13 protein-coding genes are annotated in these 16513 nt (G+C 54.3%); 10 read left to right on the top strand and 3 right to left on the bottom strand.

The annotated features are described in order from the left end of the window. Window positions 1-114 precede the first annotated feature (114 nt). A complete protein-coding gene (locus tag ACTNE6_RS08655; protein WP_442499364.1) occupies window positions 115-1629 on the top strand; it encodes an FAD-dependent oxidoreductase in 1515 nt (504 codons plus the stop codon). An 18-nt stretch (window positions 1630-1647) separates the two neighbouring features. Next, entirely contained in the window at window positions 1648-1980 is a 333-nt protein-coding gene (locus ACTNE6_RS08650) for a hypothetical protein (RefSeq protein ID WP_442499363.1), read from the top strand. 249 nt (window positions 1981-2229) lie between these two features. Here the strand turns inward: ACTNE6_RS08650 and ACTNE6_RS08645 are convergent, their stop codons facing one another. From ACTNE6_RS08645 to ACTNE6_RS08635, 3 genes are read right to left on the bottom strand one after another with little or no spacing between them, the layout of a single operon-like run. After that, complete coding sequence (locus ACTNE6_RS08645) at window positions 2230-3417, bottom strand: efflux RND transporter periplasmic adaptor subunit (RefSeq protein ID WP_442499362.1); 1188 nt, start codon at window positions 3415-3417, stop codon at window positions 2230-2232. Between the two features lie 6 nt (window positions 3418-3423). Next, a complete protein-coding gene (locus ACTNE6_RS08640) occupies window positions 3424-4869 on the bottom strand; it encodes an efflux transporter outer membrane subunit (protein ID WP_442499361.1) in 1446 nt (481 codons plus the stop codon). Next, complete coding sequence (locus ACTNE6_RS08635; protein ID WP_442499360.1) at window positions 4869-6449, bottom strand: DHA2 family efflux MFS transporter permease subunit; 1581 nt, start codon at window positions 6447-6449, stop codon at window positions 4869-4871. The genes ACTNE6_RS08640 and ACTNE6_RS08635 overlap by 1 nt, the downstream gene beginning before the upstream one ends. Before the next feature lie 476 nt (window positions 6450-6925). Between ACTNE6_RS08635 and norR the strand changes: the two genes are divergently transcribed. The 8 genes from norR to ACTNE6_RS08595 all read left to right on the top strand — a co-directional run bounded on the left by norR (window position 6926) and on the right by ACTNE6_RS08595 (window position 15409). After that, window positions 6926-8458: a nitric oxide reductase transcriptional regulator NorR gene (gene norR, locus ACTNE6_RS08630; RefSeq protein ID WP_442499359.1), complete on the top strand. Its 1533-nt coding sequence runs from the start codon at window positions 6926-6928 to the stop codon at window positions 8456-8458. 331 nt (window positions 8459-8789) lie between these two features. Continuing rightward, window positions 8790-9749, top strand: a complete 960-nt coding sequence (locus ACTNE6_RS08625; RefSeq protein ID WP_194971213.1) for an IS110 family transposase — start codon at window positions 8790-8792, stop codon at window positions 9747-9749. Between the two features lie 150 nt (window positions 9750-9899). Next, entirely contained in the window at window positions 9900-10070 is a 171-nt protein-coding gene (locus ACTNE6_RS08620; protein ID WP_331820755.1) for a hypothetical protein, read from the top strand. A 289-nt stretch (window positions 10071-10359) separates the two neighbouring features. Beyond that, window positions 10360-12492, top strand: coding sequence for a molybdopterin-containing oxidoreductase family protein (locus tag ACTNE6_RS08615; RefSeq protein ID WP_442499358.1), 2133 nt, complete (start codon window positions 10360-10362; stop codon window positions 12490-12492). A 91-nt stretch (window positions 12493-12583) separates the two neighbouring features. Beyond that, window positions 12584-12946, top strand: a complete 363-nt coding sequence (locus ACTNE6_RS08610) for a DUF4186 domain-containing protein (protein WP_442499357.1) — start codon at window positions 12584-12586, stop codon at window positions 12944-12946. Window positions 12947-13243: 297 nt separating this feature from the next. After that, window positions 13244-14119, top strand: coding sequence for a S8 family peptidase (locus tag ACTNE6_RS08605; protein ID WP_442499356.1), 876 nt, complete (start codon window positions 13244-13246; stop codon window positions 14117-14119). A gap of 5 nt (window positions 14120-14124) precedes the next feature. After that, window positions 14125-14343 (top strand): hypothetical protein, encoded by a 219-nt coding sequence (locus ACTNE6_RS08600; protein ID WP_442499355.1) that lies wholly within the window; start codon window positions 14125-14127, stop codon window positions 14341-14343. Window positions 14344-14410: 67 nt separating this feature from the next. Then, a complete protein-coding gene (locus tag ACTNE6_RS08595; protein WP_442499354.1) occupies window positions 14411-15409 on the top strand; it encodes a hypothetical protein in 999 nt (332 codons plus the stop codon). Window positions 15410-16513 lie beyond the last annotated feature (1104 nt).

Below are 16513 nucleotides of genomic sequence, written 5' to 3'. Positions count from 1 at the left end.
ACCCTACGATTAATTTGACCGATCTACTTCCTCTGATTTTTATCATATACAGCACTTTTTTAACCGGTAAACTTCAGTAAATTTTCCCTGATTTGGTCGTGGACAGAGGTATTTATGAAGAAGACTTCCCTTTGGAAAGACGATGCCGAAGCCAGCCGTTACAGTTCCCTACAGGAAAATTTAAACGTAGATGTCGCCATTGTCGGCGGCGGCATTACCGGCATAACTGCCGCCTACTTATTGGCGAATGCCGGCAAAAGCGTCGCCGTGCTTGAGGCGCGGGATATCGGCGGCGGCACGACCGGTTTTTCTACCGGCAATCTCTACGCCACTGTCGGAGAAATGTTGAAAAAGCTCCAGCTCAAGTTTGATACGGAAACGATCCACGCCGTGACCGCCTCACGGACCGCTGCCGTCCAACAGATAGAAAATATTATTCATGGTTTCTCTCTTGACTGCGATTTTCACAGGAGGCCCTGGCGTCTATTATCGGAAACCGAGGATAACGATAAACTCATCGAAAAAGAATATAAAGCCTGTCTCGATGCAGGTCTGGATGCTTATCTGGACAACGCAACCCCTTTGCCTTTTATTATCAGCAAAGCCCTTCGTGTCGAGGGCCAGGCGCAATTCAATCCCATGCAGTATGTGAAAGCACTGGCCGCACATATTCATGGAACAGACTGCACAATATTCGAAAACACCCCGGTCACTCGCATTACAGAGGGCTCCCCGAACATTCTGCATACAGAAAACGGCACCGTGACGGCAGACAAAATCATCCATGCGACGCACACGCCCAAAGGCGTCTTCGCCATTCATACCCTGCTGGGGCCCTACAGGGAATACGCGATTGCCGTCAAACTGAACTCAGGCAGCTATCCTGAAGGCATTTTCTGGGTCGTCAGTGGCTCCAGTCACTATTCCATACGCTCCTACACCAGCAGAAGCGGTGAAAACTATCTGCTTGTTCTGGGCGAATCGCATAAAGTCGGGCACAAGAAAAACAATGAAGTCTGTTACCAGAGCCTGGAAGCCTATGCCAGGGACCACTTCGACGTGAAGTCCGTCGATTACCACTGGAGCGCACAGCGCTATAAATCGGCCGATGGCTTGCCTTACATCGGCGCCACTAACGATAAAGCCAATGTTTACATTGCCACGGGCTTTGCCGCGGACGGGTTGACCTATGGCACGCTGGCTGCCATGATCGTCAGCGACCTGATTCTGGGCATCGAAAACCCTTGGTCCAAGCTTTACGATCCCCGCCGGCACAATCCGCTCAAATCGGCAGGACGCTTTATAAAAGAGAGCATCCATGTGTTCATGGATTACATGAAGGATATCCCTTATAAAGCTGAAGTTGATCGGCTTTCCGGCATATTGCCCGATGAAGGCAAAACGATTGATATAAAAGGCGAGAAATTTGCCGTCTACCGGGATGAAGCCGGCGAACTGCACCAGGTTTCAGCCGTTTGCACGCATATGAAATGCATCGTCAACTGGAACGAAGAAGAAAAAAGCTGGGATTGCCCCTGCCACGGCAGCCGTTTTACGGTTGACGGCCAGGTGATCGAAGGACCCGCTATAGTTGATTTGCCGAAAAGAGAAGCCAACAACCAGCACTGATTTTTGGAGAGCCAGGCAATGATTATTGCAGCCATCGTCTTATTTTCACTTGCAGCTCTGCTCGGCATTTTTTTGTTGACCTTCGTGCTGAGAGGGAAAGAAACGCCCAAAGCCGTAACGTTCATACATGGCCCTATAGCCTTCACAGGGCTTGTGTTGCTTATCGTCTATGCCTTTCAATACAGCCCGGCGCCCATCGCAAGCCTGATTTTGTTCATTATCGCAGCGCTCGGCGGATTCGTCCTGATAGCCCGCGACCTAACTACCAGTTCCATGCCTAAATGGTTAGCCCTGCTTCATGGGCTGATTGCTGTGGCCGGTTTTGTTTTGCTATTGAAATTTGCATTTTGATAGCGATAGTACTGATCTCTGGAGTAGGATGGGGAGCCAGGAGAAGGGCGGGATTTGCAATCCCGTCCCTAACGTTTTGAGGTATTTGAGCTAAATGGCTGCGCTTAACCATCGCCAAACGTTCCGGACGGGGCAACATGCCCCGTCCAGCTGCAGCCTGCTGCAAGACATCAAGGCGACTGCCAACAGTAGGCGCTTCGCCTAAAGCGCCTACTGTTGGTAGGCGAAGTCGCCCCACAATGCGGCTCTTTATTGCAGGGCTTTAATCTGACTGCCCGGCACGCTGTTCTCTTCGATGATCCGCTCTATCAATGACTCCACGCCATCCAGCTCATTATCGTAAATGCTGGTCCGGTAAGCATCCCCAGCCGTACTGGCCGAAGATGTCAACAACGGCTCGCCCGTTTCGCTGATATTGACGCGCGTCAGCGTGGATAAGCCCGGCTGCAGGGGATTTTCCTTCAGATCCTTGGGGTCCAGCCCGATGCGCACCGGCAGGCGTTCTGCGATATGGATGAAGTTGCCGGTAGCGTTATCGGTGGGCAGCAGCGCAAACGTACTGCCGGTGCCGGGGTTGAGCCCTTCTACCCTGCCGTGGTAGACCAGGTCCTTGCCGTAGGCGTCGACCCTGATTTCAGCCGGCTGCCCAGGGCGAATGCCTGCGATCTGCGTCTCCAGAAAATTGGCCTCGATCCACAGGTCGTCCAGCGGCACGATCGCGAGCAGCACAGCGCCGGCCTTGACGTTGTCGCCGACCTGGACGCGGCGCTTGGCGACATAGCCCGACGCCGGCGCGACTACGTTGCGGCGGTGATAATCCAGAAAGGCGCGCCGCACATGGCTCTTGGCTTTTTCAACGGCCGGATGGCGCTCGACCGGCACGCCCTCGACCTGGGCTTCGACGCCGGCTTTTTCGGCCCGGGCTTCCTGGATCGCGGCCTCCAGTTCGCGAATCTTGTCCTGCGCGTTTTGCACCTGCTGGTCTGAAACCGCGCCGTCCTGTGCGGCCGCGATAAAGCGCTTGAGATCGTGCCGCACCTGGTTCAACGAGGCCTGCCGGGCGATGATGCGCTGGCTCAGCGTATCGATTTTCGCCGTCAGCGTGATGATGTCGCGCACAGTCTCGCCCAGTTCGGCCTGCGCCTGCTGCAGGGCGATTTGGGCAATATTGCCGTCGAGCCGGACCAATACGTCGCCTTTTTTCACAGCCTGCGTGTTTTCGGCCAGAATCTCGACGACCGTCCCCTCCGTCTGCGCCTTCAGCGTGACCAGATGCCCTGTGACGAAAGCATCGTCAGTGGATACCCAATTCCGGCTGGCGTACCAGTAATATCCGAAATAAGCGACGCTCGCCAGCAAGACGATCAGCGTCACCGTTTTCAGACGCCGGCTACGCGCGCGCATGATTTCTTTGGGGCGAATGATGTTATTGCCCATATTTAATTAATGCTCCTTATCATTGGAATAGCCGCCCCCCAATGCCTTGATGACCTGAACGGCGGCCTTGAAATGCTCGCCTTCCAGCACGGCTAATCGATAGCGTTGCTCATATTCGACGGCGCTCGCTTCCAGCAATTCGCTGCGATTGTTGAGCCCGGTGCGGTTCAAGGTCTCTGCAAGGCGGCTGGTTCCGGCGATGGCGTCCACGGTCTGGCGCTGTTCGGTCAGGCGCGTGTCGATGTCGCGCCAGCGAGTCAAGGAGTCGGCGACTTCCTGAACGGCGTGAAGCAGGCTGTTGTTGTACCGCTCCACGGCGGCATCGTAGGCTGCTTCCTTATAACTCAGATTGGCGCGCAGCCGGCCGCCTTCAAAAATCGGCAAATCGATAGACGGACCGACAGCATAGGCAAGGCTGGAACCCTGCAGTATGACATCCGACATGCTGACGCTGTGAAAGCCGGCAAAAGCGATCAGGTTGACGTCCGGGTAAAAGGCAGTCTCGGCGACCTTGATTTCATGGGCCGCAGCTTCCGCTCTTAGCCGTGCAGCCGTGACATCAGGCCGGTGCGCCAGCAGATGCAGCGGCAAATTGCCAGGCAATGCCAGGCGCTTCGGAAAGGCGGAGCGCTCGACCGTGATGCTCCGCCCCCAGTCAGGCCCCTTGCCGGCCAGCGTGGCCAGCAGATTCTTTTGCAGTTCGACCTCGGCTCGGGCAGCGGCCTCGATTTCGCGCACCACGCCCAGCTGCGTCTGCGAGTACAGCAATGGCGTCGTAGCGGCAAGACCTGTGTCCACACGCACCTGCTCCAGCTTTGTCAGGTTTTCGCGGTAGGCCACAATCGCCTTGACCATATTGAATTTTTCAGTAGCGGCCACCAGATCGAAATAGCTGTTCGCGACGGCCACAGACAGCACCAGCCGGGCGTCGGCCAACTCGGCCTGGGCAGCCAAGGCCTCGCCGACGGCTGCATCCAGCGCCGCCTTGTCCTGTCCCCAGAAGTCAATGTGATAGCGCAGTATGAAAGGGTTGATCACCAGCTTGCGGAAGTGATCACCGGCAAGCTTGGCTTCGGTACTGTTGGCTGAGAAACGCTGGGCAGTAAAAGTGACATTGGCGTCGACAGTCGGATAAAGCTCGGCCGCCTGCGCATCAACCATGGCCTGTGACTGGCGCAGGCGCGCCTCTGTGGCCTTGAAGCCCGGATTATCGGCCACGGCCGTTTCAATCAGGCGACTCAGCTCCGCATTGCCGAAAATCTGCCACCAGGTCTGCTCCGGCCATTTGCCATCGGCAGGCAGCGCCCCATGCGCCTCCGATAATGTCCGCTCCATGGCCGGCATGGCGATCATCTCGGCGCGCTTGGTTTCTTCTCCAAACCAGGCGCAGCCGGACAGCGCTACCAATATGACTGAAAACGGCAAAGCGCGGTTTGTATGATATTTGCTCATTACGGCTCCTCGTCGAGTAATTCTTGGGCGGTGCGCCGCAGGGCCTGTTCACGCGTGCGTTTGGCAGGCTGCCGGGTCGGATACGCAAACCAGACCAGAATCGCCATGCCGACAAAAATGCAACCGGCAATCCAGTAGGCGTCATTGATAGCCCGGATGGCCGAATCACGCGCCGCCAGTTTCGCAAACTTGGCGAGGGCCGTAGACTCTGTAAAGCCTGCCTCGACCAGGGTACCCAATGATTGTTCGTAAATCGGGTCAAAGACAGTATGCTCTTCGGCGAAGCGCGTCATATGGAACGGAGCCCGGCGGTAGAGAACAATGCCCTGCACCGCAATGCCGATAGCGCCGGCCGCGATGCGCATGAGGCTGGCCAGCTCCACGGCCCGCCACTGGCGCTCCGGCGGCAATCCGTGCAGCAGCAACGCCGTCAGCGGCACAAAGAAACTGCCCAGGCAGGCCCCTTCCAGCAGCTTGGGCCAGAACAGCTGATCATAGGCATCGCTCACATAAAAGTGGCTCAGCCAGAAGTAAGTCGCCGCAAAGCCCAGCAAATTAAAAAAAGCCAGCAGGCGCGCATCGAAGCGCTTGACGATTTCGTGGAACACCCCGGCCATGGGCTTCGCGAAAATCGCCGTAGGCAAAAATACCAGGCCTGCCAGCCAGGAGGAATAACCCAGCGCCAACTGCAGCTGTACGATCAGCAGCGACAGAAGCCCCTGAAAGCACAAAAATCCGGTGAACATGATCAAGGCGCCAATCGTAAAATTCCGGTACGCGAACAGAGTAAGATCCAGGAAAGGATGCTTGATGCTCAACTCCCAGACTACCCAACCCATCAACGCAACGACAATAACCGCCGTCAAGGTTGTGATATAGCTTGAATTGAACCAGTCCCAGTCATTGCCCTGATTCAGCAAAGTCTGAAAACCGCCCAGAACAATGACCAGCAGCGCAAAGCCGACCGTATCGAAACGGCGCTGGATCGGCTTGTAGCCTCGCCGGTACAGCAACGCGCCGACGATGCCGGCGATCGCCAGCGCAATCGGAATATTGAACACTAACAGCCAGCGCCACCCCAGGTTATCGGCTATCCAGCCGCCGATCGGCGGTCCGAAAGTAAAAGGCGTCAATGTAAACAAGCTCCAGACACCGATTCCTACGGATTTATGCTTGTCGGGATATTCTTTCATGATCATGGACTGGCCCAGAGGCAGCGTCACTCCGCCGGAAAATCCGAGCAGAATGCGTCCGGCCAGATAAACGTATAACGATGTGGCATAGGCGCAGATAAACGAAGCCAGCGCGAAAACGATGAACGCCGCCACGAACGGCCGGTACTCGCCGAGGCGGCGCGACAGCCAGCCGCCCACCGGGAAAGCCAGGGCCAGACCGATCATGTAGTCGGTCTGGGTCCAAGTCGCGAAACTGGGAGGAATGCCCAACCCTCCGGCCACGCGCGGCAGCATGGCGATATAGGCGCCGGCATTGAAAATAACGACGGCATGCCCCAGGCCCATGCAGAGATTGAACAAACCAAAACGCCAGCCGCGTAGCCGTTTACTGTAGATGATCGCCATGAGTGCCTGACTTACTATTCCCCTGCAGGCGCCAGCCCGCCGTTTAAAGATTTCAGATTTCTCGTCGCCCGTATCGCTGCAATTGTATCGACAAATATCGATTCGATACAACTAATGCCATGCCCAGGCTTTTCCGGCATTGCCGTCCATAAGTTATGCTGAGTATCTAAGTCCCCTTTTCTGTAAAAGGGTCCTAAGCTCATGAAATATAAATTCGGCACACGCGTTATAACGCTGACCGAATAATCCAAAGCCGTACAGCACAATGCATGCCAACTCTTAAGCCATTGTATTTACATGATATTTTTAACAGCCAAACTGATATGATGTCTAAATGACATCATATCAACCAATACCAGAAAACGAATGCTCTCCTTCATTAATAGACAAACCAGCGCAGATAAAGCTGGACAATGCGATGTCTTATTGACACACTCTGTATCAGATTGACTACTTGCCTTCATATGAATACCGCTTTGAAATTTGCCCCCTTGGATGAAGCCATCCGCGCCGTCGTCCTGAGCCTGACAGCGAACCTTTCCATGAAGGATCGCTACACCGGATTCCTGAACATCTTTGCGAAAATCACCGGCAACCATGCCTGTGCCCTGCTGCGCTATCAGGATGGCGTCCTGGTCCCGGTTGCAACCTACGGTCTGTCGCCGAAAGTGCAGGAACAGATATTCCGGCCGGAGCAGCATCCGCGGCTGGCCGCCATCATTCAATCACGAACACCGGTCCGGTTCGCCGCCAATGACAGCAAACCCGATCCTTACGATGCGATGCTGCTGAATGATGGCGGCGGCCGGCTGGGCGTTCACGCCTGCGTCGGCTGCAGTCTTTATAACGAGAACACGCTGTTCGGCGTACTGTCAGCCGATGCCTTGGAACCCGGCGCGTTCGATCATATCGACGATCAGGTCTTCCAGACTTTCGCCGCGCTCGCCACCGTGTCATTGCGCTACGAGACCTATATCAGTACCCTGGAGCGTCTGGCCAAGCATCGGGAGCTGGTCGCCAGCGAACTGGTCAATGAGACCTTGCAGCGCAGCAATCAGGCGCTGGGCGAAAGTCCGGCCATGCAGCGTTTGAGTCGTGAAATCGATATTGTTTCCAAATCCGATCTGACGGTTCTGTTGTTGGGAGAAACCGGCGTCGGCAAGGAAGTGGTCGCCCGCGTCATTCATGCCCGCTCGCTAAGGGCCGGCCAGCCTTTGGTTTATGTGAATTGCGCGGCGCTGCCCGAGTCGCTGGCCGAGAGCGAGTTGTTCGGGCACGTGCGCGGCGCCTTCAGCGGCGCCAACACCGACCGTGCCGGCAAGTTCGAACTCGCCAACGGCGGCACGCTGTTCCTGGATGAAGTCGGGGAACTGCCGCTTTCGATCCAGGCCAAGCTGCTGCGCGCGGTCCAGTTCGGGGAAATCCAGCGCCTGGGCTCGGATAAAAGCCACCGCGCCGATGTCAGGATCATCGCCGCAACCAATCGGCATCTGGCCGAGGAAGTCAAGGAGGGGCGGTTTCGGGCCGACCTCTACCACCGACTCAGCGTCTATCCGTTGCATGTGCCGCCGTTGCGGGAGCGGATCGACGATATCGCGCTGCTGGCCGATTACTTTCTGGCCCAGGCCCGCGCACGCCTTGGCCTGGATCATGTCCGCATGGCGCCGGCGACCATCGAATTGCTCAACACTTATCCCTGGCCCGGCAACGTCCGCGAACTGGAGCACGTCATACTGCGGGCCGTCCTGCGCGCCGCTTCGATTCAGGGACGATCGGTGGTGCTGGAACCGGTCGATCTGGATATCATGGCCGAAAACGAAAAAAGTATGGACGGAGCAACGGCCAAAGACACGGAGCTATCGCTCACCCAGGCGGTCGAGAATTTCCAGCGCGAACGTATTCTCGCCACGCTTGCCGAAGCCGGCCAGAACTGGTCGGAGGCGGCGCGCCGCCTGGGGCTGGACCGCGGCAATCTGCACCGGCTAGCCAGACGGCTGGAGATAAAGTAATAGCGCCGTATTTACACATTGCGTACCTTTTAAAATCACTCAGATCTAAATAAAGGTACGCAATGCGTACCCTTATATCTCGATTTTACCCAATTAGGGATAAAATCCCCGGCTGATCACCGGGCGGGAAGCGGAGAAGCCGGGCGTACCCTGAGGCTTCGAGCCTGCTGCGTAGATTTCGCTCTCCGTTTCCCTCATCCGCCTCATAAGTTCGTACGGTATGCGTAGGCCCCCGTTTCGCCGGGAGAGCCTGTATGATCCAAGGCTGAACCAGGCGTATGCCTTAAAATTGATCTTATTGATTTTATATAGTTTTTTGGAGTGTTTAAAGATGTCCCAAGTGACGGTTGGTGTGGATATTGCCAAGCATAAATTCGATGTTGCCCGCCTGGAGAACGGCAAATACAAGCATAAAAAATTCGACAACACGCCGGAAGGTTTTGCCGCTTTGATCGTCTGGCTGACGACGTTCGGCGGCGTCAAGCCCTCGGTTTGCATGGAAGCGACTGGCGCCTACAGCATCCCTCTGGCCGAATGCCTGGCCCAATCAGGCTATCCGGTGGCTGTCGTCAATCCTGCCAGAATCAAGGGATTCGCCAAGAGCGAATTGAGCCGAATCAAGACCGACAAGGCTGACGCCAAGCTGATCGCCCGGTATGCCCAGGAAAAGAAACCGCCTTTGTGGACGCCGCCACCTGCCAATATCCGCGAACTGCAAGCCTTATTACGCCGGATCGAAGACCTGCTGGAAATGCAGCAAATGGAGAAAAACAGACTGGATACGGCTGACCCCACGATTGCCGAATCCATCAGAGCCGTCTTGGCACATCTGGAGCAGGCGCTTAAAACCACACGCGAACGCGTTCAACGTCTTATCGATCAAGACCCTGATCTCAGGCACCGGCGCGCTTTGCTGGAAACGATTCCTGGCATCGGCGAAGCCTCCTCTGCCCACCTCATGGTCGCTTTGAGCGATCACTACGGCTTCACCACCGCCAAGCAAGCTGTCGCCTTTGCTGGACTCAATCCCGCCTTGAACGAATCCGGCAAGTGGAAAGGCAAAACCCGCATTTCCAAGATGGGTGATCCGATGTTGCGCGCGAAGCTATACATGCCCGCCGTGGTCGCGGGAAGACACAATCCCGTCATCCGCCTTTTCCGCGAACGCTTGGCTGCACGCGGCAAGAATGGCATGGCCATCGCCTGTGCTTCAATGCGCAAACTCGTCCATATCGCCTTTGCCATCCTGAAATCGAATAAACCTTTCGACCCCAATTTTGCGCTTGCATAATGGGCAACAAGACGGTATCTACATTTAAGCTGCGGAAAAAGCTGAAGAAAAACTTCGTATTCTCCGTGCCCTTCGTGGTAAAACTTTCTTAATTCAGACGTTATATCGTCATGATTGAATCCGATAAACCCAAACTGGAAAATGCCTATTATGAAGCCCTCTACCCGAGCCAGACTCAAATGTGCTGTAGTTTTGACAGTTTTTACCGTGCTGGGCGTAGGTCCCATCCCGCTTACCAGCACGCTCGGTTTGTTCCTCGTCATTTTTCTTCCCGTCTGGTTCAAAAAGCTTGTTGACGATCTTTATGCCGACAAGGAATAGCAGTGATAATTAATCATTTCAGAAAATGGCTGAAGCTGGCTTTAATCCGACGAACGACTTTGAATCTGTTCAATAACAGCGGGCCTAGCAAAGACAGCCTGCACCGGCGCAAACTCCGGGCTTGTTTGAATGGCCGTTATCGTGCAGAACTGATCTTTGGAAAAAAGAAAACATAGCGCGATTGCCCCGGCCTTGCCCTGCTCCTCGTTGAGATGTTGGAAAGATTCGTGATAGCATCACAAGATTGTCGCGAATCGATACAACTTAAATAACGCAAGAGGAGATTGAGATGGCCGCCGCCGTAAAAACCACACATCCCGGAGCCTGCCCGCACGATTGCCCCGACACCTGCGCCATGGTGTTTGAAGTCGAGAACAGCAAGCTGACCGGCGTCACCGGTAACGCCGGCCACCCCATGACCCGCGGCGGCCTCTGCGTCAAATTGAAGGATTTTGAAAAACGCCATTACCATCCAGACCGCGTGCTCTATCCGTTGCGCCGCACCGGGCCCAAAGGCAGCGGGCAATTCGAACGCATCACCTGGAATGAAGCCCTTGACGAAATTACCACGCGCTGGAAAGCCATCATCGCCGAATACGGCGCCGAAGCCATCATCCCTTACAGCTATCTGGGCAACCAGGGCCTCGTTCATGGCCTGAACGGCGGCGATGCCTTCTTCAACCGGCTGGGCGCGACCGTCTGCGAACGCACATTCTGCGGCGAGGGCTCGGCGACGGCCTGGCTGCTGACCAATGGCCCGACCGGCGGACTGGACCCGGAGAGTTTCGTTCACGCCAAGTACATCGTGATATGGGCTTGCAACAGCGTCAGCACCAACCTGCACCACTGGCATTTCGTCATGGACGCTAAAAAGAAAGGCGCCAAGGTCGTGGTCATAGACTCCTACGCATCCAGGACCGCCAAGCAGGCCGACTGGCACATCGCGCCCAAGCCCGGCACCGACGGCGCTCTGGCCATGGCCATGATCCACACGATCATCGAAGAAGGCCTGATCGACCGGGACTACGTCGCCAATTATACCGTCGGTTATGAGGAACTGGCCCAGCGCGCCAAAACGCGCACGCCGGAATGGGCCGCCGAGATCACCGGCATCGCGGCCGAGGACATCCGGACGCTGGCGCGCGAATACGCGACCACAAAGCCCGCCGCCATGCGCATCGGCGTTGCGCTCGAGCGCCATCACGGCGGCGGCCAGACCATTCGCGCAGTCTGCTGCCTGCCGGCCCTGACCGGCGCTTGGCGCGATGTAGGCGGCGGCATCTACCAGATGCCGGTCTGGGAGCATCCGTACAAGTTCGACCAGATCTGCCGTCCGGACCTGATCCCCAAAGGCACGCGCGTCGTCAACAATCTGCAGATCGGCCGCACGCTGACCGGCGAACTGCCGCTGGACCCGCCGATCAAATCCATGATGTGCTGGAATTCCAATCCCGTAACCCAGGCGCCCGAAACCGACAAGATCGTCCAGGGCCTGCTGCGCGAGGATCTGTTCCTGGTGTCGGCCGAGCATTTCATCTCCGACACGGCCGCCTATGCCGACATCATCCTGCCGGCCTCGATGGGCGCCGAAATGGAAGACATCATCCTATCCTGGGGCCATTTCTATCTGACTTACAACGCCAAATGCGTGGAGTCGCCCGGCGAAGCCGTGCCGAACAACGAAATCTTCCGGCGGCTGGCCGCGCGCATGGGTTTTGAGGAGGAACAGTTCAAATGGTCCGACGCCGAATGCCTTGAACGCTATATTGACTGGAGCTCACCGGTTTGCGAGGGCATCGATCTGGCCTATCTGCGCAAGCACGGCTATGCCCGTCTGAAAGTCGGCACACCCGATACGCGCGCGCCGCACAAGGAGGGCCATTTCCCGACGCCGTCCGGCAAATGTGAGTTCAAATCTGAGTCGGCCGCCAACGGAAATTTCGTAGCCGGGCCTTTCCGGCAGATGTATGCTGATTTTCAGCCCGACGAACCGCTCGACACCCTGCCCGACTATGTACCTTCCCTAGAAACCGCTGCAACCAATCCGGAGCTGGCTCAAAAATATCCGCTGAATATCATCTCGCCCAAGAGCCACGGCTTTTTGAATTCCTGCTACGCCAACATGGAGCAAAAAATCCGCGGCCAAGGCGAACAGTTCGTGCTGATCAATGCCGTGGACGCCGAGGCGCGCGGCATCAGGGACGGCGACAAGGTCCGCGTCTTCAACGACCGCGGCGGCTTCGAGGGCGACGCCAAAATCACCGATGACGTCAATCCCGGCATCGTTGTCGCCACGCTGGGCTACTGGCGGCAATTGAACAAAGGCACGGTTAATGTCATCAGCTCCGCCGAATTCGTCAACATGGGCCATGCGCCGACGTTTTCGGATAATCTGGTGCAAGTGGAAGCGGTGGCGCGCTAGTCTTAAGGGGATTGATGAACTACGAAGAACACGAAGAAAAATCCAGGTAAAATTCGTGTACTTCGTAGTCTTCGTGGCTTAAATTCAAAAAATGCGTGACTTAGACGAACTCTTCGCGGCTCTATCAAAGTCGGCTTTCCGCCGTAAATTCCATCTCCAGGGCAAGGACCTCGTTTATCTGCAAACCAAAGGCCTGCCCACGGTCATCAATCATGCCCGGGACTTTATCGCCAAACGCCTGGCGCCGGCCGTAATTGACAATGACGGCAAACAAACCCCTTTTCGCGGGCATCCGGTTTTCGTCGCCCAGCACGCGACCGCCTGCTGCTGCCGCGGCTGCCTGGAGAAATGGCATGGAATCCCTAAAGGCCATGTTCTGACGCCGGATCAGGAGGCTTATGTAATCAAGGTGATTGAACGCTGGCTCCAGGGCGAGATGGAAAAATCCGATTAATAAAGTACACATGGATTATTTGTTGCAATATTTCTGATGACTAATTTTGACTTGCAATATCCTGCCGCCACCTACAAAAAATACACCATTAACATTCTACTCAGACTGATGTTTCATAAGTATTGGGACTAATAGACTTCAATCCAAAACAATGAATAATTGCCCCAAAATTCAGCGAAAACCTGTCAAGTTATTTAATAAATGAGCAACAAGCGCATTAACTCAAGCGGAAAACTTTAATACGTTTTGTTAATGGCGAATGATTTTATAAGTTAGAAACACAAAGGGGAGAATTCTTTGGATCCTTTAGATTTGATCAAGCTCACTCCGCTGATGAAACGCACCAGCGGCAGCCCTGAAGTAAAAATCGGACTTATCGATGGGCCTATCTTTACCCAACATGCCGATCTGGCGACCGACTATCTTCACGAGATTCCCGGCAAGAATGGGGCCACGTGCACACAAGCCAATAGCATCGCGTGCCTGCACGGAACTTTTGTCGCCGGTATTTTATCCGCGAAACGGAATTCCCCTGCCCCCGCCATTTGTCCTAATTGCACGCTTATTATCCGTCCCATTTTTGCCGAGGCAGCCTTAGGGCATGACCAAATGCCAAATGCGACGCCAAAGGAACTCGCCGCAGCAATTATTGACTGCATCGACGCAGGTGTACGCGTAATCAACTTGAGCCTGGCCCTTGCCCAACCGACCATCAAAGAGGAACGGGAGCTGGAAGACGCGCTCAATCTAGCCATCAGGCGAAACGTTCTGGTAGTTGCGGCGGCTGGCAATCAAGGCACTCTCGGCAGTTCCGCCATTGTCCGGCATCCATGGATTATCCCGGTGGTCGCGTGCGATCTTCAAGGCAAGCCGACAAACGAATCGAATCTAGGCAACTCAATCGGTAGACAGGGTTTAAGCGCACCCGGCCATGGTATTACCAGTATCAGTACGAATGGCAATCCGCTGACTTTGGGAGGAACCAGTGTGGCCGTGCCGTTCGTGACAGGTACTGTCGCACTGCTATGGTCGGAATTTCCTGCCGCAACGGCGACGCAAATCAAACTTGCCATCACTCAAGCATCTTTACCGAGGCGAGCCTCAGTAGTTCCGCCTTTGCTGGACGCTGCGGCCGCCTACCAAATCCTGTTGTCAGCGCATGCAAAGAGGTGAATCTCATGAATGACGCGAATCAAGGCAATAATTCACTAAGTCCAAACGAACATACATCCCATAAAGTTCATCTGCCTGGATTTATCAGCGATGAGGAAGTCGGCCTGGGCGATGCAATCAAACGGGCGACCTCTTATTTCGGGCTAAAGCCCTGCGGTGGCTGTGCGCAGCGAGCAGCTGCACTCAACCGCTGGATGGTTTTCACTGGTAGACATCAAAAGTAAGGGAATCGTCCGACTTCAGATTCCCTTGCTCGTTAAGCATGTTAACTCATGAGCACAAGGAGAATATATGACTGAACAAACTGAAACAATGGATCAGCCCATGGAACAATCGGTACTGATCAATGACATACGAGCCGTAATGCCCTACTCAGAGGCTCATGTGGATACATCGGTTGCTCCGCAGGCCCTTAGGCCCTATCAGGATGCCCATATAGATACATCAATCACTCCGCAGACAGGAAGCGGAAGCTGTGGCTGCAGCGGATCGGCCGGTCTGAGCCCCAATGGTATTGGAACAGTTTCTTATGTCTATGCCATCGGCCGAGTGGAAGCACGCTTCCCCAATATTGCCGCGGAAAAGGAGTTTGCCCAGGCGACAGGAAGAACGGATACCGCCGGCAAGACTGATCAGCAGACTTTACATGCTGTGCTGTCCAAACGTGAGAACCGATACCTGGTGCGCCAATTGTGCTGGGTGCTGACGATCCAGGGGCTGGAAACCTATTTACTACAGCCGCGCGATCCGGCGGACATTGATCTACTGATCGAAGCCATTCGCCCAGCACCCAGTCCTTATGATATCGATGTGGTCATCGGCCTGCGCGGCCCTATTGCCCCGCCGGAAATGTGCAACGGCTTGATGGTGCCTATTGTCGTTTTCGACCAAATCTATTCTTTCGATCGCGACGCGCTCATTAAGGCCATACCCAAGCCGGAGAAGACAGATGCCAAGAAGTTCGAGCCGGCAGCCGAGGAACTGTTCAACAGGATTATGCAACTGACAGATAACGCCGGAGCAACTGACGAACATCGTGCCTTGAACTATCTGGCCATGCGCTATCCCGCCATCTATGCCAAAACAGCCGAGCAGTTTGGGTGCGACTGTTCATTGACCGGAGTGGAAGTGCGCCCTTCGCCATTGAGCAGCACACGCAACATAGTCGACGTGATCTTTTCCTATACCAATCGCAATACTGATTTTACGGAAAAGTCTTTTGTACGTTGCGATATAACGGAGGAGTTTCCGTTCCTGGTCACTAAGCTGTCACCTTACTATGACCGTTGACTTTAACTCAACTGAAAGAGGATAAAAGAAATGAACACCATTAATATGCCTGGATTCACTGCTGAAATTTCTCTTTATATAACAAATAGACAGAACAATGTGGCCGCTACTAGATTCTCAACAGCAGGGGTAAATATTCTGCCTCAACTCTGGTTATGGCCGGAGGAATGGCCAGAAGATAAGTGCATACGGGGATGCAAATGTCATTCACCTATCAATTGTCCTTGCTGTTGATTCAATACTATAACCCTAGCCCAAGGATGAATTTATTTTTTAGAGGTAGAAAAAGTATGAGTATTTTTGGATTCATTGTCGAAGCATCTGTCAATTTAAGCAACCAATCCACCTGATAAGGAGCTTTACTTCTCAATAAGGTGAGGCAAATGAGCGCGTAACGATTACTGGGAAAATTCAAGAATGTTAATCAATAAGTTTCTTGATCATACACTATCCTGCCATGCACAAAGGCAATCAAGGAATGTTGGCGGGCTATTCGTTGACTGGAAATGAAGATGCGTCTTTCATTCTCAGGCTACGTACGAACGTTGGCGGATGTATCTTCTCGGGCCGCCATCAGAACACTGATGCTACCGAGAAGTTTTTATAGGCGTCCAATTGACCAATAAATTTCCATTTTTGGTCACTAAAACGTCACTTTATTACCATGTACATTGAGTCTAATTAGTCTAGAGGAGATATAAAATGACCACTATAAATATACCTGGATTTACCGCAGATGCATCTCTCCGTACGAACAAATATTCCTCGTTTTATAGCGAGGAACTGCGGGAGTTTGATGTTCGGAGTCTAGTTGTGCCAGCCATGAGCTGCTCGTCTAGGGATGGCTCAACAGATTGCTTTTGTGGCACGAAAGGCTGTCGCCGCACCAAAACTAGTTGCGATTGTACTAGTAACCTTACAGTGGACGCGCCTTTTTAAATTGGATACATTGTGAAAGCTCACAGGCTAGTGCTCAGTCAATCCTAACTTGACGGGTAAAAGTAAATCCGTTCATCCTGAGTTTGTCGAAGAATGAGCGGATTTACGCCAAACATATTTACCCGACCTATCAATACTGACTGAGTACTAAAGCATTTATTTTTT

This window comes from Methylobacter sp. sgz302048, from assembly GCF_052162025.1.
GTDB lineage: Bacteria > Pseudomonadota > Gammaproteobacteria > Methylococcales > Methylomonadaceae > Methylobacter.
The sequence above is the reverse complement of the archived record's forward strand: the minus strand, read 5'-3'. Positions and strand labels throughout refer to the sequence as shown.

What these genes read in the sequence shown, in the direction of transcription:
- ACTNE6_RS08655 (WP_442499364.1), top strand. Translation starts at nt 115, where the DNA reads ATGAAGAAGACTTCCCTTTGGAAAGACGATGCCGAAGCCAGCCGTTAC.
- ACTNE6_RS08650 (WP_442499363.1), top strand. Translation starts at nt 1,648, where the DNA reads ATGATTATTGCAGCCATCGTCTTATTTTCACTTGCAGCTCTGCTCGGC.
- ACTNE6_RS08645 (WP_442499362.1), bottom strand. Translation starts at nt 3,417, where the DNA reads ATGGGCAATAACATCATTCGCCCCAAAGAAATCATGCGCGCGCGTAGC.
- ACTNE6_RS08640 (WP_442499361.1), bottom strand. Translation starts at nt 4,869, where the DNA reads ATGAGCAAATATCATACAAACCGCGCTTTGCCGTTTTCAGTCATATTG.
- ACTNE6_RS08635 (WP_442499360.1), bottom strand. Translation starts at nt 6,449, where the DNA reads ATGGCGATCATCTACAGTAAACGGCTACGCGGCTGGCGTTTTGGTTTG.
- ACTNE6_RS08625 (WP_194971213.1), top strand. Translation starts at nt 8,790, where the DNA reads ATGTCCCAAGTGACGGTTGGTGTGGATATTGCCAAGCATAAATTCGAT.
- ACTNE6_RS08620 (WP_331820755.1), top strand. Translation starts at nt 9,900, where the DNA reads ATGAAGCCCTCTACCCGAGCCAGACTCAAATGTGCTGTAGTTTTGACA.
- ACTNE6_RS08615 (WP_442499358.1), top strand. Translation starts at nt 10,360, where the DNA reads ATGGCCGCCGCCGTAAAAACCACACATCCCGGAGCCTGCCCGCACGAT.
- ACTNE6_RS08610 (WP_442499357.1), top strand. Translation starts at nt 12,584, where the DNA reads ATGCGTGACTTAGACGAACTCTTCGCGGCTCTATCAAAGTCGGCTTTC.
- ACTNE6_RS08600 (WP_442499355.1), top strand. Translation starts at nt 14,125, where the DNA reads ATGAATGACGCGAATCAAGGCAATAATTCACTAAGTCCAAACGAACAT.
- ACTNE6_RS08595 (WP_442499354.1), top strand. Translation starts at nt 14,411, where the DNA reads ATGACTGAACAAACTGAAACAATGGATCAGCCCATGGAACAATCGGTA.